21 protein-coding genes and 1 pseudogene are annotated in these 21,538 nt (G+C 60.2%); 6 read left to right on the plus strand and 16 right to left on the minus strand.

The annotated features are described in order from the left end of the window. Positions 1-172 precede the first annotated feature (172 nt). A pseudogene (locus A6070_RS03005) lies at positions 173-735 on the plus strand (elongation factor P). Positions 736-777: 42 nt separating this feature from the next. Then, a complete protein-coding gene (locus tag A6070_RS03010; protein ID WP_072286997.1) occupies positions 778-1,080 on the plus strand; it encodes a hypothetical protein in 303 nt (100 codons plus the stop codon). Between the two features lie 115 nt (positions 1,081-1,195). On the opposite strand, the gene A6070_RS03015 is transcribed toward A6070_RS03010, so the two are convergent. Continuing rightward, complete coding sequence (locus A6070_RS03015) at positions 1,196-1,786, minus strand: acetate uptake transporter (RefSeq protein ID WP_072286998.1); 591 nt, start codon at positions 1,784-1,786, stop codon at positions 1,196-1,198. A gap of 250 nt (positions 1,787-2,036) precedes the next feature. On the opposite strand from A6070_RS03015, the gene uvrC reads away from it, so the two are divergent. After that, entirely contained in the window at positions 2,037-3,869 is a 1,833-nt protein-coding gene (gene uvrC, locus A6070_RS03020; RefSeq protein ID WP_072288114.1) for an excinuclease ABC subunit UvrC, read from the plus strand. 5 nt (positions 3,870-3,874) lie between these two features. On the opposite strand, the gene malQ is transcribed toward uvrC, so the two are convergent. The 11 genes from malQ to A6070_RS16660 all read right to left on the minus strand — a co-directional run bounded on the left by malQ (position 3,875) and on the right by A6070_RS16660 (position 13,995). Then, complete coding sequence (malQ, locus tag A6070_RS03025; RefSeq protein ID WP_235605400.1) at positions 3,875-5,425, minus strand: 4-alpha-glucanotransferase; 1,551 nt, start codon at positions 5,423-5,425, stop codon at positions 3,875-3,877. Beyond that, positions 5,425-5,862 (minus strand): DUF5661 family protein, encoded by a 438-nt coding sequence (locus tag A6070_RS03030; protein WP_072286999.1) that lies wholly within the window; start codon positions 5,860-5,862, stop codon positions 5,425-5,427. The genes malQ and A6070_RS03030 overlap by 1 nt, the downstream gene beginning before the upstream one ends. A gap of 149 nt (positions 5,863-6,011) precedes the next feature. After that, a complete protein-coding gene (locus tag A6070_RS03035; RefSeq protein WP_072287000.1) occupies positions 6,012-7,274 on the minus strand; it encodes an acetate kinase in 1,263 nt (420 codons plus the stop codon). Between the two features lie 90 nt (positions 7,275-7,364). Next, on the minus strand, positions 7,365-7,580 hold the full coding sequence (locus A6070_RS03040) for a LapA family protein (protein WP_072287001.1): 216 nt from the start codon (positions 7,578-7,580) through the stop codon (positions 7,365-7,367). Positions 7,581-7,642: 62 nt separating this feature from the next. Next, positions 7,643-9,220, minus strand: coding sequence for a bifunctional ADP-dependent NAD(P)H-hydrate dehydratase/NAD(P)H-hydrate epimerase (locus tag A6070_RS03045; RefSeq protein WP_072287002.1), 1,578 nt, complete (start codon positions 9,218-9,220; stop codon positions 7,643-7,645). Positions 9,221-9,348: 128 nt separating this feature from the next. Further along, positions 9,349-10,059 carry an HAD family hydrolase gene (locus A6070_RS03050; protein WP_083558683.1) on the minus strand — a complete coding sequence of 237 codons (711 nt, stop codon included), beginning with the start codon at positions 10,057-10,059 and terminating at the stop codon, positions 9,349-9,351. Beyond that, entirely contained in the window at positions 10,056-10,688 is a 633-nt protein-coding gene (locus A6070_RS03055) for an MBL fold metallo-hydrolase (protein WP_072287003.1), read from the minus strand. The genes A6070_RS03050 and A6070_RS03055 overlap by 4 nt, the downstream gene beginning before the upstream one ends. 88 nt (positions 10,689-10,776) lie before the next feature. Beyond that, the gene (locus A6070_RS03060) at positions 10,777-11,175 is read right to left on the minus strand and encodes a hypothetical protein (protein ID WP_072287004.1); all 399 of its coding nucleotides are present in this window, start codon (positions 11,173-11,175) and stop codon (positions 10,777-10,779) included. 55 nt (positions 11,176-11,230) lie between these two features. Continuing rightward, positions 11,231-11,740, minus strand: coding sequence for a DUF1847 domain-containing protein (locus tag A6070_RS03065; RefSeq protein WP_072287005.1), 510 nt, complete (start codon positions 11,738-11,740; stop codon positions 11,231-11,233). 152 nt (positions 11,741-11,892) lie between these two features. Continuing rightward, positions 11,893-13,587: a DUF2339 domain-containing protein gene (locus A6070_RS03070; RefSeq protein WP_072287006.1), complete on the minus strand. Its 1,695-nt coding sequence runs from the start codon at positions 13,585-13,587 to the stop codon at positions 11,893-11,895. Positions 13,588-13,722: 135 nt separating this feature from the next. Continuing rightward, positions 13,723-13,995: a DUF3795 domain-containing protein gene (locus A6070_RS16660; protein WP_072287007.1), complete on the minus strand. Its 273-nt coding sequence runs from the start codon at positions 13,993-13,995 to the stop codon at positions 13,723-13,725. A 390-nt stretch (positions 13,996-14,385) separates the two neighbouring features. On the opposite strand from A6070_RS16660, the gene A6070_RS03080 reads away from it, so the two are divergent. Beyond that, complete coding sequence (locus A6070_RS03080) at positions 14,386-14,862, plus strand: chemotaxis protein CheX (protein ID WP_072287008.1); 477 nt, start codon at positions 14,386-14,388, stop codon at positions 14,860-14,862. A 188-nt stretch (positions 14,863-15,050) separates the two neighbouring features. Here A6070_RS03080 and A6070_RS15520 read toward each other — a convergent pair whose 3' ends face one another. From A6070_RS15520 to A6070_RS03090, 3 genes are all read right to left on the minus strand, one after another. Beyond that, the gene (locus tag A6070_RS15520; protein WP_158514013.1) at positions 15,051-15,227 is read right to left on the minus strand and encodes a hypothetical protein; all 177 of its coding nucleotides are present in this window, start codon (positions 15,225-15,227) and stop codon (positions 15,051-15,053) included. 463 nt (positions 15,228-15,690) lie between these two features. Continuing rightward, entirely contained in the window at positions 15,691-16,071 is a 381-nt protein-coding gene (locus tag A6070_RS03085) for a hypothetical protein (RefSeq protein WP_072287009.1), read from the minus strand. 347 nt (positions 16,072-16,418) lie between these two features. After that, positions 16,419-18,455 (minus strand): sensor domain-containing diguanylate cyclase, encoded by a 2,037-nt coding sequence (locus tag A6070_RS03090; protein ID WP_072287010.1) that lies wholly within the window; start codon positions 18,453-18,455, stop codon positions 16,419-16,421. Positions 18,456-18,863: 408 nt separating this feature from the next. Between A6070_RS03090 and A6070_RS03095 the strand changes: the two genes are divergently transcribed. Beyond that, positions 18,864-20,153 (plus strand): DEAD/DEAH box helicase, encoded by a 1,290-nt coding sequence (locus tag A6070_RS03095; RefSeq protein ID WP_072287011.1) that lies wholly within the window; start codon positions 18,864-18,866, stop codon positions 20,151-20,153. Positions 20,154-20,257: 104 nt separating this feature from the next. Here A6070_RS03095 and A6070_RS03100 read toward each other — a convergent pair whose 3' ends face one another. Further along, a complete protein-coding gene (locus tag A6070_RS03100; protein ID WP_072287012.1) occupies positions 20,258-20,872 on the minus strand; it encodes a LysE family translocator in 615 nt (204 codons plus the stop codon). Between the two features lie 306 nt (positions 20,873-21,178). On the opposite strand from A6070_RS03100, the gene A6070_RS03105 reads away from it, so the two are divergent. Continuing rightward, entirely contained in the window at positions 21,179-21,517 is a 339-nt protein-coding gene (locus A6070_RS03105) for a DUF4911 domain-containing protein (RefSeq protein ID WP_083558685.1), read from the plus strand. The last annotated feature ends 21 nt before the right edge of the window (positions 21,518-21,538 follow it).

Here is a 21,538-nt window from a genome sequence, read left to right on the forward strand (position 1 = left end):
CCTGTTATAGCCTTTCGCAGGTCGCGGGATCAAGGGTTTTCAAAGACCCCGGCGGCTGGCATCCCGGCAGTGACCCCGCGCAACTTGCCATGCCGGCTGCGGCAATTGTCAGGCCGGGTCTTTTTATGGTAGGCTTGGACCGCTTGTATACTATTTTTCAGGAGCTTGATGTATGGCGACAACAGCCGATTTGAAACGCAATCTGGTGATCCAGATCGACAATGCCCCTGCCTGGTGCTCGATGTCACGACCCAGACGCCCTCGGCGCGGGGAGGCAGCACCCTGATCAAAACCAAATACCGCAATCTGCTCACCGGCCAGGTGCTGGAAAAGGCCTTCAAGGGCGGCGAACGTATCGAGGATGCCGATTTCGAGCGGCGCAAGGGCCAGTTTCTGTATGCCGTTGACGATCACGGCGTGTTCATGGATCTGGAGAGTTACGACCAGTACGAACTGGGCGGCGATATGTATGAAAATGCCCGCGGCTATCTGACCGAGGGCATGGATCTGCAGCTTGGCGTTTTCCAGGGGCAGGTGGTCAGCATCGATCTGCCCCAGACCGTTGAATTGACTGTTGCCGAGACCGCTCCGGCGCTGAAAAACGCCACCGCCACCGCGCAGACCAAGGAGGCGGTTCTGGAAACCGGCCTGCGCATTCAGGTGCCTCCCTATCTCGAGACGGGGGAGCGCATCAAGGTCGATACCCGCGAGAGCCGTTTTATCTCCAGGGCCTGAGAACGCCAATTATGTCATGAATGATGCCGAAGGGAGGGTATCGTGCCTGTTTCCGCGCCCCGCATCGTGCGGGAGACAAGGGAGTTCATCGCCGCTCACGGTGAAGACTGGCCTGGCTGGTATGTGGGGATAAGCGTCGATCCTAGCGATCGTCTGCCCGATTATCACAAGGTCCGGTTCGGTCATGATCGCTGGTTTTGCCGCGAGGCCTTTACTCCGGAAGAGGCGAGGGCCATCAAGACGCGTCTTGTCGAGGACCACGGCATTGACAGCGATGACGCCCGCGATGAAGCGCAGGGGAAATTCCTCTACCTTTACCGCAAGGCGCCGCATACCGAGCCTTGATCGATACGGCGCGCCGGTTCTTGTTAGCTGCAGGCGGGGTGGATGTGTCTGCCAGATACAAAAGAGGCCGTTCCCCGGGGAACGGCCTCTTTTGCGATGCGATGCTGAACGCTTTTTACAGCGGCATCAGTTTTTTGCCATAGACTTCGTTGATGACCTGGGCCAGGCCGGCGTAGATGGCGCTGAGTCCGCAGAAAATGCCTTCATAGCCGGCAATGTGGCCGATGGTGTGGCGCATCGGGTTGTCGCCGGGGATGGTGTGCTCGAAAGCCAGCAGGAAGAACAGGATGACCAGGGTGCCGAATACCACCTGCAGGGCGCGAGTCAGTTTCAAGGTGCCGATGAAAAGCACCAGGGTGAACAGACCCCACATGAACAGGTAGGCGGTCATGCTCGCGTCGGAAGGCGCGGCGGCTTTGCCGAAACCCATGTCCGGCATGATCCACAGGCCAACGAGAGTCAGCCAGAACAGGCCGTAAGAGGTGAAGGCGGTGGTGGCGAAGGTGTTTTTCTTTTTCCACTCCATGCAGCCGGCGATAATCTGGGCGATGCCACCGTAGAAAATGCCCATGGCCAGGATCATGGCACTGAGTTCGATGATGCCGGCGTTGCGCAGGTTGAGCAGAACGGTGGTCATGCCGAAGCCCATCAGCCCCAAAGGCGCGGGATTGGCGGTGGTGTCGACGATCGAGAGCTGGTCTGCCATTGTATTTCCTCCAAAATAAAATAAAGGTTTTGCCGGCAGTGGCGCCGGCACGAATGATTCCTGACTGAATCTGTTTAGAACCCTGTTTCAAGAAATTTCGGAATTATTATTTGGATTGTGACATGAAGTCAAGCCTTGAGTGGCCCCAACCGACCTGTTCCGAGGTATACGTTTTGTGCCACCGACAGGATTCAATGGCTTGATGTCGTGAACTTTTTTACACCTTGTTAGGGTGGGATCAGATATGTTCATTTTTGACTCCGGAAAATATCCCGCGACCTGCGGCGTATATCTCATGAAGGGCAGCCAGGGGGAGGTCTTTTATGTCGGCAAGGCCAAAAACCTGCGCAACCGGCTGCGCAGCTATTTTTCGGAGCAGGGGGACAACCGGCCGCAGATCCGATTTTTGCTCAAGCGTGTGCGGGATATAGAAACCATTGTCACCGATACGGAAAAAGAAGCGCTGATCCTGGAAAACACCCTGATCAAGAAGCACCGTCCCCGTTACAATATCAACCTGCGCGACGACAAGACCTATCTGTCGCTGCGTCTTGATCCCCGTGAAGAGTTTCCCATGCTGCAGCTGGTGCGGCGGGTAAAACGCGATGGCGCCCTGTATTTTGGTCCGTATGCCTCATCGACGGCGGTGCGCGCCACGCTCAAGGAAATCTACAGGATCTTTCCACTGCGCCGCCACCCATGGGAAACCTGCCGCAACCGCAGCCGGCCTTGCCTCTATTACCAGATAGGGCAGTGCAGCGGTCCCTGTCACGGCAGAATCAGCCCGGCCGAATACCGGCGTCTGGTCCAGGGCGCCGTGGCGCTGCTCAGCGGTCGGGAGACGGAAGTTCTCGAAACACTGCGCCGTCAGATGGGGGCGGCGGCGCAGCGCATGGCCTTCGAAGAAGCGGCGCGTCTGCGCGATCAGGTTCGTGCCATCGAACAGACCGTCGAACGGCAGAAGGTGGTGGACGCGGGCGGCGGGGATCAGGACGTTGTCGGCCTGCATCGTGAGGGTGGCGAGGTGGAGATCGCCATTTTGTTCGTGCGGGAAGGCAAGGTCATCGGCCGCCGCAGCTACAGCCTCGAATGGCGGCTGGACGAGGATGAACTGCTATCCTCCTTTTTGCAGCGTTTCTACGGCCGCGAGGTGTGTATTCCCGACAGGGTGTTGCTGCCCTTTGTGCCCGAGGATGCCGCGGTGCTGGCCGACTGGCTGAGCGAGCAGCGGGGCCGCAGGGTACAGGTGCTGGCGCCGCTTCGCGGCAGCCGCAGGGAACTGGTGGCTTTGGCCGAGCGTAACGCGGCGGAAAGCTTCCGGGAGCGCGGATCGCGCCGGGAAGCTCGGCAGGAGGTGTTGCGGGAGATCGCCGCGCGGCTGCACCTGAGCCGGTTCCCCCGGCGCATCGAGTGTTTCGATATCTCCAATGTGCAGGGGCGGTTCAGCGTCGGCAGTATGGTGGTGCTGACCGACGGAGAGCCGGACAAGGCGGCCTATCGGCATTTTCGCATTCGCAGCGTGACCGGCAGTGACGATTACGCGTCTCTGCGGGAAGTGCTCAAGCGCCGCCTGCAGCGCGGCCTGCGGGAAGAGATGCTGCCGGATTTCATCCTCATGGATGGCGGCAAGGGGCAGTTGGGCGTACTTGATGCCGTGCTGAGGGAATTGAACCTCGAAGCACGTATCGACGCGGCCGGCATTGCCAAAAGCCGGGTTTTGGCCAACGTGCGCGGCAAGATGGTCGAGCGCAGCGAGGAGCGGTTCTTTCTGCCGGGACGCAAGAATCCCGTGGTTCTTCGCCAGGGTTCGCCAGCCTTGTTCATGCTCGAACGACTGCGCGACGAGGCGCACCGTTTCGCCATCACCCATCATCGCAAGCTGCGACGTCGCAGCAGCCTCGGTTCCGTGCTCGAGGATGTCCCGGGAATCGGCGAGAAGCGTCGCAAGGCCCTGCTGCGGCATTTCGGCAGCCTCAAGGCGCTGCGGGCCGCGAGTCTTGACGAACTGCGTGCGCTGCCGGGCCTGCCTGCCGCCCTGGCGGAGCGCCTCCATGCGGCCCTGCATCAGCAAAAACCGTCCTGATTGACTTATCGGTCCCGGCTGTCCGCCGCGTCTCTGACGGTCTGTAGCTTTTTCGGCGCTCGTCCGTAGCGCCGGGTCAGTTGTGCCAGTCGCCGTTGGCTGTTGGCCGTAAGTTCGCCGGGGCGAAGCCGCCATCCCCAGTTGCCGTCGGGCTGGCCGGGGTGGTTCATGCGTCCTTCCGTGCCGAGTGGCAAAACATCCTGCAGCGGGCATATGGCAACCCGGGCGACGCTGGCCCAGGCCAGGCGGATCAGGTCCCATGGCATGTCGGCGTCATTGCGGCCAAGGTAGCCCAGCACTTCGTCGCGCAGATTCCCCTCCAATTGCCGCCACCAGCCCAGGGTAGTATCGTTGTCGTGGGTTCCGGTGTAGATCACGCAGCGCGACGTCAGGTTGTGGGGCAGGTACGGATTGTCCGGCCCGGAATCAAAGGCGAACTGCAGAATTTTCATGCCCGGCAAGCCGAGGGCGTCGCGCAGGTGTTCGACTTCCGGGGTGATGACACCGAGGTCTTCGGCCACCAGCGGCAGGTGGGGATGTCTGTGCCGCAATGCGGAGAAAAGATCTTCGCCGGGGCCTGGCCACCAGTGGCCGTTGACCGCGGTCGGGTCGCCGGCCGGGATGGCCCAGCATTCCACGAACCCGCGGAAATGGTCGATGCGCAGCAGATCGCATTGTGCGAGGTTCCAGTCCAGGCGGGTCTGCCACCAGGCGAACTGTTCCTGCCGGTGCCGCTCCCAGCGGTACAGGGGATTGCCCCAGCGCTGGCCGGTTGCACTGAAGTAGTCGGGTGGCACGCCGGCGACCACCGTCGGTTGCCGTTGTGCATCGAGATGAAACAGGTCCGGCCGGGCCCAGACATCCACCGAGTCAAAGGCGATGAAAATCGGCAGGTCGCCGAGAATGCGTATTCCCTGCTGGTTGGCGTAGTTGCGCAGCGCCAGCCACTGGTCGAAGAACACGAACTGCATGTAGCGGAAATAGTGCAGGCTGTCAGACAGATCCCGGCGCGCCTGCGCCAGGGCCTCCGCTTGTCTGTAGCGCAACGGTTCCGGCCACTGCTGCCATGAACGGCCCTCGAATTGCCGGCGCAGGGCGCAGAACAGAGCAAAATCCTCCAGCCAGTTTGCGTGTTTTTCGCAGAAGACCTCAAAGTCCGCTTTGCGCCTGGCCGAGGCTGCCGCCTGAAAACGTCTGGCTGCCTTGCTCAGCAGGCGCGCCTTGTACGGTTCGACAAAATCGAAATCGGCTCGTCCCTCCTCCCGGCCTATGCCCGCCAGATCTTCGACATCCAGATCGCCCTCCTCCGCCAGGCGTTCCAGGGACACCAGCAGCGGGTTGCCGGCAAAGGCCGACAGGGCGCTGTAGGGCGAATGGCCGTAACCCGTTGGCCCCAGCGGCAGGATCTGCCACAGGGTTTGTTCCGCGCCGGCCAGAAAGTCAACGAAGCGCCACGCTTCACGCCCCAGATCACCAAGACCAAAGGGACCGGGCAGACAGGTCGGATGCAGCAGGATGCCGCTTGCGCGGCGCCCTTCCGGCAGCATGGCCGCCATCAACCGAGGTCGTCGGTTTGCGAGGCGTCCAGAGCCAGGCGCGCCGCCGCCAGACGCCGGTAATAGTCGGCGGCCTTCTGCGGATTGTTGCCGAGCATCGCCTTGTGCAGATCTCCCTCCAGTTCCGCCACTTCCAGCCGCTTGTAATAGTCGAGGGTTTCCAGCAGGTGGGCGACGACGATGCGGGCCGTCAGCAGGGGGTGGTTGTTGGTGACATTGGCTGCCGGATACCGGGTGCCATGTTCCAGTTCGACCTCCAGCCCCACGCGAAAATCCTCCAGCGGGATCCGCAGACCGGCGGTGTCGGTATTGGCCAGTATCATGGCGGCTTCCTCTTCCGTTACCTCGGCCTTTTCCATGGTCGTCCAGTCCCGGATGTCCAGTTCCCTGCACACCCTGCGCACTTCTTCCTCGGTGATATAGACAGGCAGTTGCATGGCAATAACCTTTGGTTGGAGTTGAAGTCGGGGCCGGGTTCTAAAAACCCGCCTGGATTGTTTTCAGTGACTAGCATGCCGGCGGAATCCGAAGTCGGCGTTTTATTTTCGCGTCCCCCTATGCGCCGCTGACGACAGGGCTGGCGTCGTCAGCGGGGCACGAAATCGGGCCGGGCAAAGGAGTAGGTGAATTCCATGTGATGGGCGTAGCGACCGTCGAGGATAGCCGCCACGTCCTCGATGAAAACCAGCTCTTCGTCGGTGGGAATGACGAAGGCCTTGATGGGGGAGCCGTCGCCGGTGATGATTTTTTCACCGCCCCCGACCGCTTCACGGTTGCGCTGCTCATCGAGATGGATGCCGAGGTGCTGCAGTTGCTGCAGGGCCATCTGCCGGATAAGCCAGGAATTTTCGCCGACGCCGGCGGTGAAGACCACGGCGTCGAGCGGACCTGCGGCAGCCAGGTAGGCGCCGATATATTTGCGCAGGCGGTAGCTTTCGATCTCCAGGCAAAGCCGGCAGCGTTCATCCCCCTGTCGCGCTGCCTGAATGATGTCGCGGCGGTCGGTAAAGCGTCCGGTAATGCCAAGCACTCCGCTTTTCTTGTTGAGCAGATTGTCCATCTCGTCGGGGGTCAGATTTTCCATCTTCATCATGAAATGGGGGATCGCCGGATCGATGTCGCCGCAGCGGGTGCCCATGACCGCCCCTTCGAGGGGGGTAAGGCCCATGCTGGTGTCGATGGATATGCCATTGCGGATGGCGCAGTGGGAAACGCCGTTGCCGATGTGCATGGTGATCAGGTTGCAGTCACACGATGCCTTGCCGAGCAGCGCCGCCGCCCGTTTCGAAACGTAAAGGTGGGAGGTGCCGTGAAAACCGTACCGGCGCACCCTGTAGCGCTCATACCAGTTGTAGGGCAGGGCGTAGAGATAGGCGTGGCGGGGCATGGTCTGATGGAAGGCCGTGTCGAAGATCGCGATGTTGGGCACCTGCGGCAACACACTTGACACCGCTTCGATGCCGGCGATGTTGGGAGGGTTGTGCAGGGGGGCCAGGTGTTGTACCTCGCGAATGGCTTCCAGCACTTCCGCGTCGATGCGTACCGAACAGGTAAAACGCTCTCCGCCATGCACAACCCGATGGCCGACGGCCGCAATGGCGCTTATATCGGGGATCACCGCGGCGGGACCTTCGGTCATGGTGCGGATGATCAGGTCGATGGCGGTTTCATGGTCCGGACATTCCTTTTCCAGGCGGAAATCTTCGCGCCCCGGCACGCTCTGCACGATGAAAGAACCGCCGGCGATAACCCGCTCGACCAGGCCCATGGCGAGGGTCTGCTTTCGTGCCCAGTCAAAAAGGCTGTACTTGACCGACGAGCTTCCGCAATTCAGGGCCAGAATGATCATTTCGCACTCCCTGCGTCGCTGGCGTGTCTTTAATTTCTAACAACAATCCGGGGAAATGCAACGCAGGCGGCGGCTTTACGCCTGCAGGTTTCATGCATGGCGCTTTTTGGCCCGCCGGTCGAGGAGATAGGCGACAAGCACGCCAAGAACCATGCCCACCAGCAGGGTCATGAACAGCAGAAACGCCAGCGGCGCGCTCATGGTCAGCGTGAGGATTCGCACCTGTACCGTGACGGTGTTCTGCAGAATAACCAGCAGCGCCAGCACGGCAAGAACAATAAAACAGGTGAGTTTCAGGTTTCTCATGGGGGGTGTCTCCCGGTAAAAGGCCCGTCAGGTCGCCGTTATGGTTGGAAACCCCGGCGCGTTCAGGCAACGATGTGTGGTCCCGCATAGCGTTGCGCCAACGATGCCGGCCATCCTTCCCGCTCTTGTTTCAGGGATTGGGGCAGGTGGTCGAGAATATCCTGGGCGGTCATGCCGTCTTCGCCCAGCTGCATGGCGGCCAGGTCTCCCGCCGCACCGTGCAGGAACACTCCCTTGCACACCGCATCCTCGATGCTCAGGCCGAGACCGTGCATGGCGGCGATGGTTCCGGTCAGAACGTCCCCCGAACCGGCGGAGGCCATGCCGCTGTTGCCGCTGGGATTGATGAAAACGCGACCGTCTGGAAAACCGATCAGCGAATGGGCGCCTTTCAGAACGATGATCGCCCCGAGTTCGCCAGCGGCCCGCTGTACGGTGCGGATGCGGTCTTTTTCCAAATCAGGGATGCCGATGCCTGTCAGGCGGGACATTTCCCCCGGGTGCGGGGTCAGCACCGTGGGGGCACGCCGTTGGCGCAACTGTTCCGGGTTTTGGCAGATAGCGGTGATGCCGTCGCCGTCGATGAGCAGGGGACGTTCGATGGCGGCGATCAGTTCTCGCGCCAGTTGCTGGGTCTGTGTCTGCAGCGACAATCCGGGACCGAGGACCGTCATGTCGAGGCTGTTGGCCAACGCCAGCAGGGCGTCGCGATTGCAAAGCGCAAGGCTGCCTTCCGCCGTGGAAACCTGGGGCAGAAACACGACCTCACTGGCCTTCATGGCGATAAACGGCGTGATGGCCTGGGGTGCGGCGAGGCGGCTGTACCCGCCGCCGGCCTTCAGGTAGGAAAGCGCGGCAAAGCAGGGCGCACCCAGATAACCGGCGGCACCGGCGATGAACAGCGCCTGGCCGAAGCTGCCCTTGTGGCCGGTGTGGTCGCGGGGCGGCAGCGGCGGCGGCACATTGAGTGCGATTTTCAGGGCCGCGTCACGGTACAAGGCTGGTGGAAAGGAAATGTGGCTGACATGCAGACATCCGCCCAGGGCAAAGCCCGGATACAGCAGATTGCCTATTTTGGGAAGGCCGAAGGTGACCGTGTGGTCGGCGCGCACCGCGCAGCCCAGCGCCTGCCCGGTATCGCCCTCCACCCCGGACGGGATGTCGATGCTCAGCACCGGCTTGCCGCATGCGTTGATGGCCTCGATCACCGCACGGTGCAGGCCGCCGACTTCGCGGGTCAGGCCGGTACCGAAAATGCCATCGATGACGGCGGCGCAGGCGGCCAGTTCAGCAGCCAGCCCGGCGCTGTTTTCAAGCTGGCGGACCTCCAGCGGCAAGCGGCGGATGATCTCCAGGTTGAGGCGCGCGGCACCGGCAAGTCGGTCCGGATCGCCAAGAATCAGCACCTTGACCGTACCTCCCGCCGAGTGAATTTTGCGGGCGACGACAAACCCGTCGCCGCCGTTGTTGCCCAGGCCGCAGAAAACTACGAAGCGCTGATCCGCGACAGGGCCGATCTGCGCAAGGACGGAGAAGGCGGCCTGTCCGGCATTTTCCATCAGCAGTTCCTCGGCGATGCCGTAACAGTCGATGGCGGCACGATCCATGGCGCGCATCTGCGCTACCGTGCTGACTTTCATCGGTTTTTCCCTCCCTTTTGCAACATGCCCGGCTGCGGGAACCCGGTTGGAAATCCTGTGACATGTCAGGCTCGCGGGTGCCTGTCGAACAGGATGGGCCCGTGCCGGTAACGGAGCCGGCACACCGGCTAAATCGGAAAGCTGCTTTCTGTAAAAGAGGTTTCCGCGGCCAACTCCCCCTCCAGAAGCCGCCGTGCCATATCCAGGTTGGCCGCAACCTTCCAGGCGCCCGGATAAGCAGCATCCGGCGCCAGGCCGCCGGGAATGACCAGACAGCGCAGGCCGGCGGCCCGTGCCGCTTCGAGGCCGCGACGGGTGTCTTCGATGACAATGCACTCTTCAGGACGCAATCCACTGCGGGCCAGTGCCTTCAGATAGGGTTCGGGGTGGGGCTTGGTGTTGTGGAAGTCCTCGCGGGTAAGGATAAAATCGAACTGTTGCGGCAATCCGCTGTGACGATGCATCAGTTCGAAATGATCCCGCAGTGAGCTGGTGACGATGGCCATGCCGACGTAAGGACGCAGGGCCGCGACCGCCTCGACGGCGCCGGCAAGAGGGGTGATCCCGGCTTGCAGCATGCGGCTGTAGCGGGCGTTCTTGGCATCGCGCAGCCGGCTCAGGTCCGCGTCCGAAAATCCCGCTTCCTGTGCCAGGCACAGGCTGCTGCGGCCTTCCTCCAGGGTGATGCGGCGATACAGGTCCATTGGCAGGGGAATGCCGACCTCGGCCAGGGTTTCCTGCATGGCCCGATAGTAAAGCGGTTCGGTGTCGACCAGTATGCCATCGTTGTCCCAGAATATGCCCTTGAGCATGGCGTTTTCCCTTTTTGCGACCGTCATCCTTCCATGGTGAGTCTCTTTACCGGTGTTTCACAGGCCGCTTCGAAATGCCGCGCATCAGCCTCGGAGCCGATGCCACGGCCAAAGTGCATCGGAATAGCCAGTTTGGGCCGAAGCACCCTGGCTGCTGCAGCCGCTTCCGCGGCGGTCATGACGTAGGTGCCGCTGACCGGCAGCAGGGCGATGTCGCAGGCGATGGTTTCCATCTCCGGGATAAGATCCGTGTCGCCTGCATGGTAGATGCGGCGGTCGTCTACCGTCAGGACAAATCCCACCATACCCGCTTCTCGCGGGTGGAAAACAATCCCTGGCGCCCGGAATTTATCGATATTGTAAGCCGGGACGATTTCGACACACACCTCGCCCACTTCCCTGCGCTCGCCGGCTCGCACCACGCGTACCGGTTCCGGCAGTTTTGCCGCTGCTGCGGCCGGAGCCATGACGACGGTTCGCGCTGTGCGGATGCGGGCCACGTCTTCCGGCGAACAATGGTCGTGATGGTCATGGGTGACAAGGATCAGATCGGCGGGCGGTCCTTGCGGGATCTGCCATGGATCGATGTAGATCACCAGACCGCTGCCTTCGATACGAAAACTGTCGTGACCGAGCCAATGGATACCGTGAAACATGGCGTTCCTCCTTGCCGAGAGAAGCCGGAAAATCGCAGATGGCTCTATTATAGCAGATTCGGCACAAAGGCTGCGGTTTGCGCAGGACTCACTTCTGCCCGACCGGTTGCGATGCAGGGATGGCGAATTCCGCCAGAATACCGGAATAGCTTCGCTCGTTGGGTGAGGAACAGCGGTATATGAAGCTGTCCATTTTCAGATAGGCCTTGCCTTTCGAGGGCTTGTAGCGCACCCGCAGGCGTCCCTCGGCCGTGTTGGTTTCCGATGAAAGGTAGAACTGCCGGAAGGGTTCATCCGGGCTCAGCGTGAACCGGGACAGGGTTTCGTCGTTGATGACAAAGCGCACGTTGACCTGATGATCGGGGGTCACGTCCCATTCCATTTCAAAACATCCGAACAGTTTGCTGCCGTAGGAAGAGTCAGCCAGGGACGTCGAGCAAACCAGACACAACAACAGCATGCAGATCGAGGTTTTTATGCAATGCATGACGACTCCAGGGGGATAAGGCAGGTGTCAGACAAACCCGACACCATGGTTACGCTCAGGAGATCAGGGCCAGCAGCGGATTGTGCCCGTTGCTCCGGTCCTTGACGATGAGCGTGGTGACCGGTGCCCGTGAGTGTTTGGCAAAGAGCAGGTCGTGTCCCAGACACAGGCCGAGGGATATGTTCAGCTGGGTGTCGGCCTGAGCCAGTTGTCGCGCCTGTCCGATGGGGTTGCAGGAGATTCCGCGGCCGCCCGGGCTCAGGGCGGCGGCCGGCAGCTTGCAGACCTTGCAGTCGACCCGGCTCACCTCGAATCCTTCCAGGGCAAGGCGTTCTTCCAGTCTCTGCGCGGCCTCCCGGACCGCGACGCAGTGGGCGATGCCCAGCCGGGAATACCCCGCCGCCCGGGCAAAGCGCGCGATTTCGTCAATCCGGCTCAATCCCTTGCCCTTGGCCGCATCGGCCAGGGCCATAACCAGAAGATCCTCCGCGTCGTAAAGATCCATACAGCGTTGCTGTTCTTCCGTCAGCGGGACCGACTCCCGCATTTGTAGTGCTGCTTCCATTCCAGACAATCCTCCAGACAGATGATCCGCGGCGATCTTGGCTTCCAGGTCGCGGCATCGGACGTTAAGCTGCAAGCTTGCTTGATCGGGGGCGGGCTGTCAAGGGCAAAGCCGGTGAGAATGGCCACGCTCCGTCAGTAAAAGACGCTGCATCATGGCCTTCGTGGCGGCATCTTCTCGATATAACGGTACAGCCAGCCACCCGCATAAAAGGTGACGCCAACCACCAGCAGACAGCCGATGCGGACCAGAGGCGCGGCTCCGGCAAGATCGTGCAGCAGTACCTTGAGGGCCGAAAACCCGAACAGCAGCAGGGATGAGTGACCCAGTACGCGATCGTGCAGTTTCAGGCAGAGCCCCAGGCAGGTCAGGGCCAGCAGGCCCCAGGCGAATGAGACGCCCAGGCTGCTGTGCAGCAGCTGCCAGGCGGCGGCCATGGCCGCCAGGTGACCAAGGTAAATCAGGCTCCCCTGCAGCAGGCGATGAACGGTCGCCCGATTGCGCAACAGGGCATATCCGGCATACAGTTCAACGGCATGCAGCAGGGTGAGAATTGGTTGTCCGCTGATGCGGGTTGGCAATTCCTTGCCGAGAACCTGACTGAAGTTTACCAGCCATAACATTCCGATGGCGGCCAGCAATGGCCAGTCGGTGTTAAGCTGGCGATGTCGGGTCGCCGTCCAGGCAAGCAATGCAGGGAGTGTCAACAGGGCCAGCCAGGGTCGCAGCAAAGGCGGGGTCAGTTCCAGATAGCCGATATGCACCAGCGCCAGACCTGCAAAGCAGGTCAGGATCAAACGGCCGCCTGCCGAAGTGTGTTTCGACAGCCTGTCCGCCAGTTGGCCGCTGAATCCGATAGCGGTGGCGACGGCCAGGGCAACCCATGGTGCCAGGTTCGGAAGGTGGCGATGCAGCAGGCTGTAGTGCAGGAGATAAAAAATCAGCAGGATCGGCAGGTGCAGGGTGGCCGCGCGTTGGTCGAGAGGACGTTTGTGCCGAAGGCTGAACAGCACCGTGCAGGCCAGGAATACGGACAACTGCAAAAACTGGTAAATCAGGGCCACCTGCCATTGCTGCCGGGCTGTTTGCCGCCAGAGCAGGTCGAAGCCGACCACGGCGAGGTAGAAGGCCAGCAGGTAATAGCGCCGCCGCCCTGCCAGCAGCGAGTACAGGCAGAAGCCAATGCTCCAGGCCGAATAGTAAAGTGTCAGGCGTCCTACGGGCTGGGAGGGGATGTCGAGCAGAAACGGCGCCGAATAGGAGCCGGCAATGGCAAACAGGCCGTAGAGGTCGCTGGCAAATGTTCGGCACAGCCACAGGGAGGCGCCACAGGTCAGGATAATGCCGGAGGCGGCCGTCGCGCTGCCGATCAGCCGATAATGCAGGTGTGCGCCGTAGATGGCCAGAAACAGGATGACGACTCCCGCGGCCGGCAACAGGCTGGCGTAATGCCGATCCTTGTGCCGCAGGTGCAGGCCGGTGGCGATGAGGGCCCAGCCGCAGACAAAGGCAATCCCGACGCGCATCGGTGCCGAAAGCATCAGCCATCCGCTGTCGTATGCCAGTTTTATCAGGTACGCGGCTGCCATGACCAGCGCCAGGGCGCCTCCCCAGCCCAGCAGGCGGGTGATGGCTCCGCCTGGCGAGCGGCTGGCATCGTGCTTTGCCTCCGGGAGGGGATGTGTCGCGGTGTTTTGTCGAGGCGGGAGATTTGATTCCTGTGCCGGAGGTATTGTGTGAAAGGCAAAGGTTTCTTCAGCGGGAGCTGACGGCGCCAGATTCAGGTGCTGCTCGATTCTTTCGAGACGCGACTCCAGGCGATCCAGACGTTTTTCCAGATTTTCCATGCTATGAATTTTCCCCGGGACGAAGGACTATCGAGATGGCGTTCATTCGGAAACAAAGTATGAACGCCGGGAAACGCCGACATGATGCCCGGGATGCCCATAACACAAGTCTGCGTTCCGGACAACGATTAAATTTTATCGGCAGGAAATCCCCGATAACCGGTTAAGCTGGGTTTCTGCGTCCGGATGCAGCAAAAACAGCTCTTTGAGTTTGGCGCAGGGGAAAACGGAGCAGGTCGCGCAGATGGCTTGCCGGTTTGTGCGGGCGCAGAGGCGGATAGCGCAATTCCGGCCGAGAATATTGCAACCGGGCCCTTCCGAGCGGCAACCGCTGCAAAACGAGGCGTCCTCGACGAGCGGCGCATAGGCCTCGCATTGCTCACAGTCTTTGCCACAATAAGCCAGCATTGCCAAAGCCTCCTGGATAAGGAAAAAGAATTCTGGAACCAATCTGCTTAAAGAAGTGTGAATATTTGACGAAAGTTTAATTAGGTCTTTAGAAAAAATCAATATTTTGTTTGCGGCAACTCACGGAAAGTCCATTGCGTCCGTTGCGGGTCGCCTGGCAGGTCACACAAAGAGTTCTCTGACGTCGACCTTGCTGCGGAAATAACCTGGTTTTCGTTCGTTGTCTCCGGATGGATACAGCCTGAATCCACATGCCGCAGTTTTTGCAGAAATGCGGCATTTATTTTGCTGGTATGAACGAAGCGGGTGCATCGGGTCCGGGGTGGCGAATTTTTGCCGGATTGCCGGGCATGGCTCTTCCACCTTCCAGCATGGAGACATTCAGGAATCATGGCTTATCATCAGATAATAGAGCAGACGGTCCAGGAGATTTTCGCAAGCATGGTGTTTCTCGATATCGTGCCCCGGCCCGATGTCGAACCCGAACCCATGGAAGGGCCCATGCTGACGTCCATGATAGGTCTGGCAGGCGATCTTCAGGGCAGTGTTCTGATTCATCTGCCCGCGCCGGTGGCGGTTGCCATCACCGGCGCTTTTCTGGGTCTGGAAATCGACGGTGTGGACGATGATGTCAAGGATGCCATCGGCGAGTTGGCAAACATGGTGGCCGGCGGTATCAAATATCTGCTTCCGCAAAAAGGGCAGGATGTGGGACTGGCGATCCCGTCGGTGGTCTGCGGACAGGGCTATAGCTGCGAGGCGACCGGCCGTTTCGACCGAACCACGGTGGTGTTCGAGTTGGAAGCGGGACGGTTCATGGTGGAGATGCAGATCAAGGATTCCGCCGGGGTTCTGAAACGGGTGTAATGCCCGGCAGGCGCTCGCCATGCCGATGTTTGCAAAAAGACTGAAATTGCTTGGCCGGGCACAAGTGGCAACGCGGCCGCTGGCGCGTTCTGGTGACGCCATCGGTACCGGCATCGGGGTGGTCGTATGGCCGCCTTTTTTACGGCACGGAGCGGGACGCGGGACAAGGGGCGTCAAAGGCCTGCCTGTCAGAGGCGTTGCCGTCCGGAGCTGATCCGTTTGAAAATTTCGCAGTCCTGGTAATTCCCGGCGCAAAAAAGGACGGTTTTCTGGATGTCGCTGCTGGTCATCTTCATGAAATAGCAGTCTTCGTACTCTTCCTTGACCAGTGGGCACAGTCGATTGGCGCAATTGATTGATGACACGTCAATCCTTCATGGCGATGCATGCCAGGAGGCATGGGACCATCCTCGGCGGTTAGCGGATATTCAACGCGGGTAAGGGTGGTGGATTCGCAAAAACGCCTCAACGCTGCGGCGGGACTTTTTGCGACGCACATCAATGTGCTGGCAATGATGTTCTGTTAGCAACCCTCATGCCAGTGTCTTTCCCACCACCGGACGACGGACGCCGCCGGATAACCGGCGGAGCCGAAAAACGCATTGGAGTTGTCCGTAAACAGCTTGTTTCAGCAGATTGAATAGAGCGTTCGCGTGAATTTTCCGGCTATGCGAAAGGGCAGGGAAATTCCTTGTTTCGCGTTTTTTGGTGGCAGCGCAATGTGGTCCTGGCCAATAAGCGCACCGATCAGGGCCTGGCGGTGTGGCAGTTGGTCCGCAGGCAGGTCCGCAGATTTGGGGTGTGCCACATGTTGCCGCAATGAAACGGTTATTCAGCGAGCCAGCGAAGGGCCTGGTCCCGGTCAAAAAAACAGTGGAGGCGTTCGGGTTGGGCCATCTGATCCTGCATCAGGCCCAGAACGGAATCGCTGCCGCGCTGCTGGACCGAAAACAGCAGAGCGGTTCTTTTCGATTGGCCGCAGACGAGTTGATAGATCAGTCCGTCAAGGGGATTGCCTTGGTCGTGCAGTGACAGTTTGACGGTCCGCCGTTTATCAATGAGCACCTTGTCTATTTTCTGGGTGCGGGCCAGGGCCAGGGTTTCCGACAAGGCGCTGATCGTGTTCTGTTCGGAGAATGGACCGTAGATCTCCAGTTGGATGATCTCGGGGTTCTGGAGGGTGGAAATCTGCCATCCTGTATGGGTCATGGTGCAACTCGATCCGGGTTGTATTAATTGATTGCTCGGTGCAACAGCAGGTTTTCCATCCGGCTTTTGCGGATGGTGGTCTGCCTGGAAGATGGGCAGCCTTAACGCAAAACCGGGGCCAGCTTGAAGGCACCTTGCGCCCCGGTAACATCGATGAAGTGATATATGGTGGTATTCTGAGGGGTTACTGGCTGGCCAGACGCGTCGTTTTGTTTGCGGGGCCGATCTGGTCGTTCTTTACCGGCGCATTGACGATTTGAGCGTCGTGCTATTTTGTGAAACAGAAATTTAAAATTGGGACAGTCTGGGACGCAATGTATCGAGGCCGCGGGTTGTCTTTTCGAGTCTCATCCCGGCAATGTCGTATCGAGAACCACCCGGTTGCGGCCACCTTTTTTTGCTGCGAAGAGTGCCCGGTTGGCGCGGGCGATGAGCTGCTCGTAAGTGTTGTCCCGCGTTGGTTGCATGCTGGCGACGCCGACGCTGACCGTGACCACGCCGAAAGCCCCTTCTCCCTGATGGGGGATGTGCAGGGCTTCGATTTGACTTCGGATTTTTTCAGCCAGGGAATTAGCTGCCTCGCTGTCGCTGTCGGGAACGATTACGGCGAATTGCTCGCCACCGAATCGGGCGATGCGCTCTTCGTCGCCCTGAATGCACGCCGCCATGGTCTGCGCGATCTTTTTGAGGCACTGGTCGCCGGCCTGGTAGCCGTAGGTATCGTTGAACGGTTTGAACCGGTCCATATCGACCAGCACCAGTGCCAAAGGGGTCTCTTTTTGCCGGGCTCGCTGCCAGAAGGACGGCAGGGCGGCATCGAAACTGCGCCGGTTGGCGACATCCGTCAGCGGATCCAGCATGGCCAGCCGCCGCAGAAACTGCTGGGCGCGTCGCCGCTGCTGAACTTCCAGTTCAAGCTTGATGTTGGTCTGCGCCAGTTTCTCGGTCCTCTCCGCGACCCTCTGTTCCAGTTCGCCACGGATGATGCGCAGCTGCTCCAGAGTATCGGCCAGCTTTCGCGTCCTGACGTTGAACCAGTAGGCGAAGGTTCCGAATTCGTTGTGGAAGGTTTCGTCGAGGCACAACATTTCTTCAGCATTGATGTCGATGGCGCTTCTGAGCTGGTGGGTCAGGCGGGCCAGGGGGCGCATCAGCATGGTGTTCAGAGTCAGAAAGGCCCCGAGGACTGCCGCCGATACGCTCATGATCAGAGCGATCAGCAACGCACGATAGATGGCCTTGGCCGTCGACATGGCATGGCTTACCGGCGTGACGGTGACGATTTTCCAGTAGGTTCCGGGCACATGAAAAATCGCCACGCTGCATGGCTCTTCCAGGAGCAGGTCGCCGTCGGTGGTGAAATGCCGGAGCAGCAGACCGCCGTCCTGGCTGCCGAGTCGGGGTTCCTGCAGCACGGCCGTGATAAGCGCGGCTTCATCCGGCGATATGTCCGCACCCTGGCGGGCGATTGTCGCGGCCATGTCGGGGTCGAAACTGTCGGACTGGCGGGATTTTTCCAGCAGTTCCTTGCTGCTGGCGTAAACAGCCGACGCCAGGGGCGCGAATTGCGGTTTCTGGGCGGCGAGGTCGCGGGCCTGGATATATTCGATCTGTTTGCGCCCCAGCCTGTCCGTGCGGCTGAGGCGGGTAAGGGTTACATCGGGAAACGACAGAAACTTACCGTTGCGGTCGACGGCGAAGGCATAGCCGCTGATTTTTTTGGCCTGCGCATCAAAAAAGGCCTCCAGTCCTTCCAGTTTGAGGTCGACGGTTACCACGCCGGTAAACCGGCCGTCGCGGTAGATCGGCGCGGTGCAGGTCACCATGGGGACATAGGTGTGGGGATCGACATAGGATCGGGACCAGAAAACCTTGCCGGGTTTGAGATACCTGCCCGGTACATACCATTCCTCCCGATGATAGCCGGGGCTGTCGGGGTCGTCATAGTCCTTGACAAAATCAAGGAGGCCTTCGGCGTTGCGCCCCCAGAAAAAACTGCGTCGCTCATGGTCCGGCTCAAAGCTGAAGGGTTCGTACCAGACCCCGCCGCCGATGATATAGGATGACGGACCCAGCTTGTCAATCAGGCGCGGGATTATCCGCATGTGGTCATCTGCCCGCAAGGGCAGTACGGCGCTGGTCGTGGAAAGGGCGCGGGCCAGCGTTTCGGCAACGGCCAGTCGCTCGCCCAGTTGGGCGACCATGGTACTGCCTACCTGGTTGACCATGCGGAAGGACTGCTCCTCCAGGCGTGGCCGGGCGACGGTATCCATGATAATGGTCAGGCTGGCTACCAGCACGGCAAGCAGCAGCAGAAACAGCAAAGGGGTGCGAAACAGAAGACTGTTATGCCAACGCACCGAAAACGCGCTCTTGGGGTCCATTCAGAGCCTCTGGGGAGGGTGTTTGGGAAAAAGAAATCTGTGTGCAAGAAGTGCCTGTCACATCAAGCGATGAAAAAATCCACCGTGCGACCGATGCCCGCTCATGGGGCGAAGCATACCATACCGGTCCGACCGGAGGCACCCCTTTTTTGGCCGGAGTCTTTGGCGGGATTTGCACCTGACACTGCAACGAGCGGCATGACAGTCTTTACGCCGACATGTTTGCCGGGCGGTCCGGGGACCCCTGGCCCCGGCCTACGTCATGATTTCCAGGAATTTGGTTGACAAGAGTGGGGCAGGCTGATAGGCTGCTTCGATTAAAGCCGCTTTCCTTGCAAAAACGAAAAGACTTCGTAGGCCCCGGAATGCTTCCGGGGCTTTTATTTTTTACGGCTTTTAAAGGACACTATGGAATTCAGTACATTCGATTTTCACCCGCAGATTCGCCAGGGCATCACTGCCGCCGGTTATGTTTCGCCCACTCCCATCCAGGCACAGGCCATTCCGCCCATTCTTGCCGGGCAGGATGTCATGGGGCTGGCCCAGACCGGCACAGGGAAAACCGCTGCGTTTGCCCTGCCGGTACTGCAGCGCCTCATGAAGTCGCGCGGTGGCCGGGTGCGGGCGCTGGTAGTGGCGCCTACGCGCGAACTGGCGGAACAGATTCATCAGGCCTTTTGCAGCCTTGGCGCCCATACGGGACTTAAAAGCCTGACTGTTTACGGCGGCGTGAGCATCCGGCCGCAGATCACCGCGCTCAAACGAGGTGTCGATATCGTGGTGGCTTGCCCGGGGCGGCTGCTCGATCATATTGAAAACAAGCACATCGATCTGTCCGCTGTTGAAGCTCTGGTGCTCGACGAAGCCGATCAGATGTTCGACATGGGGTTTTTCCCTGCCATCCGGCGTATTCTGGGCCACCTGCCGAAACGGCGCCAGACCCTGTTGTTTTCCGCCACCATGCCGGATGAAATCCGGCGCCTGTCCGGTGAAATTCTGGCGACGCCGATAACGGTGCGGATAGGAAATACCGCGCCGGCCGAAACTGTCACCCATGCCTTGTATCCTGTTGCCCAGCAGCAGAAAACCGCCATGTTGCTGGAACTTCTCGGAGCCGGCGACATGGGGTCGGTGCTTGTATTTACCCGAACCAAGCATCGCGCCAAGCGGTTGGGCCTGCAACTCGATAAAGCAGGATTCCAGGCCTGCTCCCTGCAGGGGAACCTCTCCCAGGCGCGCCGTCAGGAAGCGCTTGAGGGATTCCGGAAGGGTAAATACCGGATTCTGGTCGCGACGGATATCGCAGCGCGGGGCATCGATGTGTCTCGTGTTTCCCATGTTATAAATTACGACATGCCCGCTACCGCTGAAACCTACGTGCATCGCATCGGTCGTACCGGCCGGGCTTCGCGCCAGGGCGAAGCTTTTACCCTGGTCTCCGGCGAGGATACCGCCATGATCCGGGCCATTGAAAAGATGCTGAAAGCTCCGCTGGAGCGGCGCACTGTCCAGGGATTTGCCTACGAGGACCCGGCTGTATCCGATGCGCCGCCTGTCAAAGCAAACCCTGGGGCCAGTCGGCAACCCCGGAGCAAACGCCCCGTTGGGCGCGGTGCGGCGCCCAAACGGAACAGAAATTATGCCGGGACTTCCAGGGACGCCAGTTCCGGCGTCAGGGGGCGGCGCAACGCTGATTGATGGCAGCCGGAATATCCGGAATGCCGATCATGTTGAAACACAAAGAGCCGGGTGCATGCACCCGGCTCTTTGTGTTTGGGATTTTGTTTTAAAAAACCCGCGTTTCAGTCGCGAACCAGGGCGATGCGCAGCCCCAGGGCGATCATGACGCCTCCGAAAATACGGTTGATAAGGGTATTGAACCGCGCCAGGCCCAGACGGACGAATCTGTGCTGGACCAGCAGTATGAACAGCGACCATCCGCACAGGGAGGTCAGCACGATGGTCATGCCGTAGCCGGTTTTTACCCAGAGGGAGTCTCCCGGTGCGATGAACTGGGTGAAAATGCTGAAAATATAGATGGTGACCTTGGGATTGAGCAGATTGCATAAAAAGCCGTCGCGCAGCCCCTGGCATGCTGAACGGCGGTTCTGAAAGGCCAGGTTTTCGAGATTCAGCGCGCCACGAAACCGCAAGGCCCTGATGCCGATAAACAGCAGGTAGGCGGCTCCAAGCAGGCGCACGGCATCGTGGATATAGACATTGCGCGTGATCAGCCAGGCCAGACCGGCCACGGACAGGGAGACATGCACCAGCAACCCTGCGCAGATACCGAGCACCGTGGCAAAGCCGGCAGCGCGTCCTCCGGTGAGGCCGTTGCGCATCAGCAGCAACATATCCGGGCCGGGACTGGCCATGGCGACCAGGGTAATGCCGGAGAGCAGAATATAAGATTCCATGTTGAACGTCCTCCTGAAGCTGTGCCATGCTGGCTGGTTTTTATCCGGAAACGGCCATTTTCCGCCGTGGCGGCGTCAATCCGCAGGCTTGCTTGTAACTCGGGCCATCCCTGGCCCTCGCCCTTCGGGCAGCCGGAGGCTGTCCATCTGGCTATCCTGCGCATGGTGTGGCGTGCAGGGATACTAAAACTTTGTCCGGCGGTTCGCAAGCCTGTCCTTTTCGCACCGTTTTGGCATGCGGCGGCCCGCATGCAAAGATGTTGATTCGGTACGGCGGCTGCGGTAGTGTTCATCCGGAGTCCGCGGATGGACAAGGGGCTGCGCAGCAGTCCGTCACGTCGTGTACCCAACCCGGACGGCACCGGAAAGCAGGATCGCGTAGACAGAAGGAGTGTGAAATCGGCTATGCTGGATAAACGCTGGTACGTCGTATCCCGCAGAGACATTGGTTATCTGCGGTTCATTCTGGAAAGTTATGACGGATTGCTTTTCATGCGCACCGTCGATGCCGCCACGGGCACCATCGAAGTCGGCTTCCATCCTTCCCGGCGCCAGGATGCCCTGGCCCTTCTCCACGCCCTGAGCGACGAGGTCGGTCTTGCGCCGGCCGATCCGCCACGACTCACCGACCCGCCGGTTGTCTGATTTTCCCTGGCTCGGCCCGCC

It is taken from the genome of Syntrophotalea acetylenica, assembly GCF_001888165.1.
GTDB lineage: Bacteria > Desulfobacterota > Desulfuromonadia > Desulfuromonadales > Syntrophotaleaceae > Syntrophotalea > Syntrophotalea acetylenica.

Coding starts and splice junctions, on each gene's coding strand:
- A6070_RS03035 (WP_072287000.1), bottom strand. CDS start 7,274: ATGATCATTCTGGCCCTGAATTGCGGAAGCTCGTCGGTCAAGTACAGC.
- A6070_RS03045 (WP_072287002.1), bottom strand. CDS start 9,220: ATGAAAGTCAGCACGGTAGCGCAGATGCGCGCCATGGATCGTGCCGCC.
- A6070_RS03090 (WP_072287010.1), bottom strand. CDS start 18,455: ATGGACCCCAAGAGCGCGTTTTCGGTGCGTTGGCATAACAGTCTTCTG.
- A6070_RS03100 (WP_072287012.1), bottom strand. CDS start 20,872: ATGGAATCTTATATTCTGCTCTCCGGCATTACCCTGGTCGCCATGGCC.
- A6070_RS03015 (WP_072286998.1), bottom strand. CDS start 1,786: ATGGCAGACCAGCTCTCGATCGTCGACACCACCGCCAATCCCGCGCCT.
- A6070_RS03085 (WP_072287009.1), bottom strand. CDS start 16,071: ATGACCCATACAGGATGGCAGATTTCCACCCTCCAGAACCCCGAGATC.
- A6070_RS03070 (WP_072287006.1), bottom strand. CDS start 13,587: ATGGAAAATCTGGAAAAACGTCTGGATCGCCTGGAGTCGCGTCTCGAA.
- A6070_RS03055 (WP_072287003.1), bottom strand. CDS start 10,688: ATGTTTCACGGTATCCATTGGCTCGGTCACGACAGTTTTCGTATCGAA.
- A6070_RS03060 (WP_072287004.1), bottom strand. CDS start 11,175: ATGCATTGCATAAAAACCTCGATCTGCATGCTGTTGTTGTGTCTGGTT.
- A6070_RS16660 (WP_072287007.1), bottom strand. CDS start 13,995: ATGCTGGCTTATTGTGGCAAAGACTGTGAGCAATGCGAGGCCTATGCG.
- A6070_RS03030 (WP_072286999.1), bottom strand. CDS start 5,862: ATGCAACTGCCTGTCTATATCACCGAGGAAGAAGTGCGCAGGGTGTGC.
- A6070_RS03105 (WP_083558685.1), top strand. CDS start 21,179: ATGGACAAGGGGCTGCGCAGCAGTCCGTCACGTCGTGTACCCAACCCG.
- A6070_RS03040 (WP_072287001.1), bottom strand. CDS start 7,580: ATGAGAAACCTGAAACTCACCTGTTTTATTGTTCTTGCCGTGCTGGCG.
- A6070_RS03095 (WP_072287011.1), top strand. CDS start 18,864: ATGGAATTCAGTACATTCGATTTTCACCCGCAGATTCGCCAGGGCATC.
- A6070_RS03065 (WP_072287005.1), bottom strand. CDS start 11,740: ATGGAAGCAGCACTACAAATGCGGGAGTCGGTCCCGCTGACGGAAGAA.
- malQ (WP_235605400.1), bottom strand. CDS start 5,425: ATGGCGGCCATGCTGCCGGAAGGGCGCCGCGCAAGCGGCATCCTGCTG.
- A6070_RS03080 (WP_072287008.1), top strand. CDS start 14,386: ATGGCTTATCATCAGATAATAGAGCAGACGGTCCAGGAGATTTTCGCA.
- A6070_RS03050 (WP_083558683.1), bottom strand. CDS start 10,059: ATGACGGTCGCAAAAAGGGAAAACGCCATGCTCAAGGGCATATTCTGG.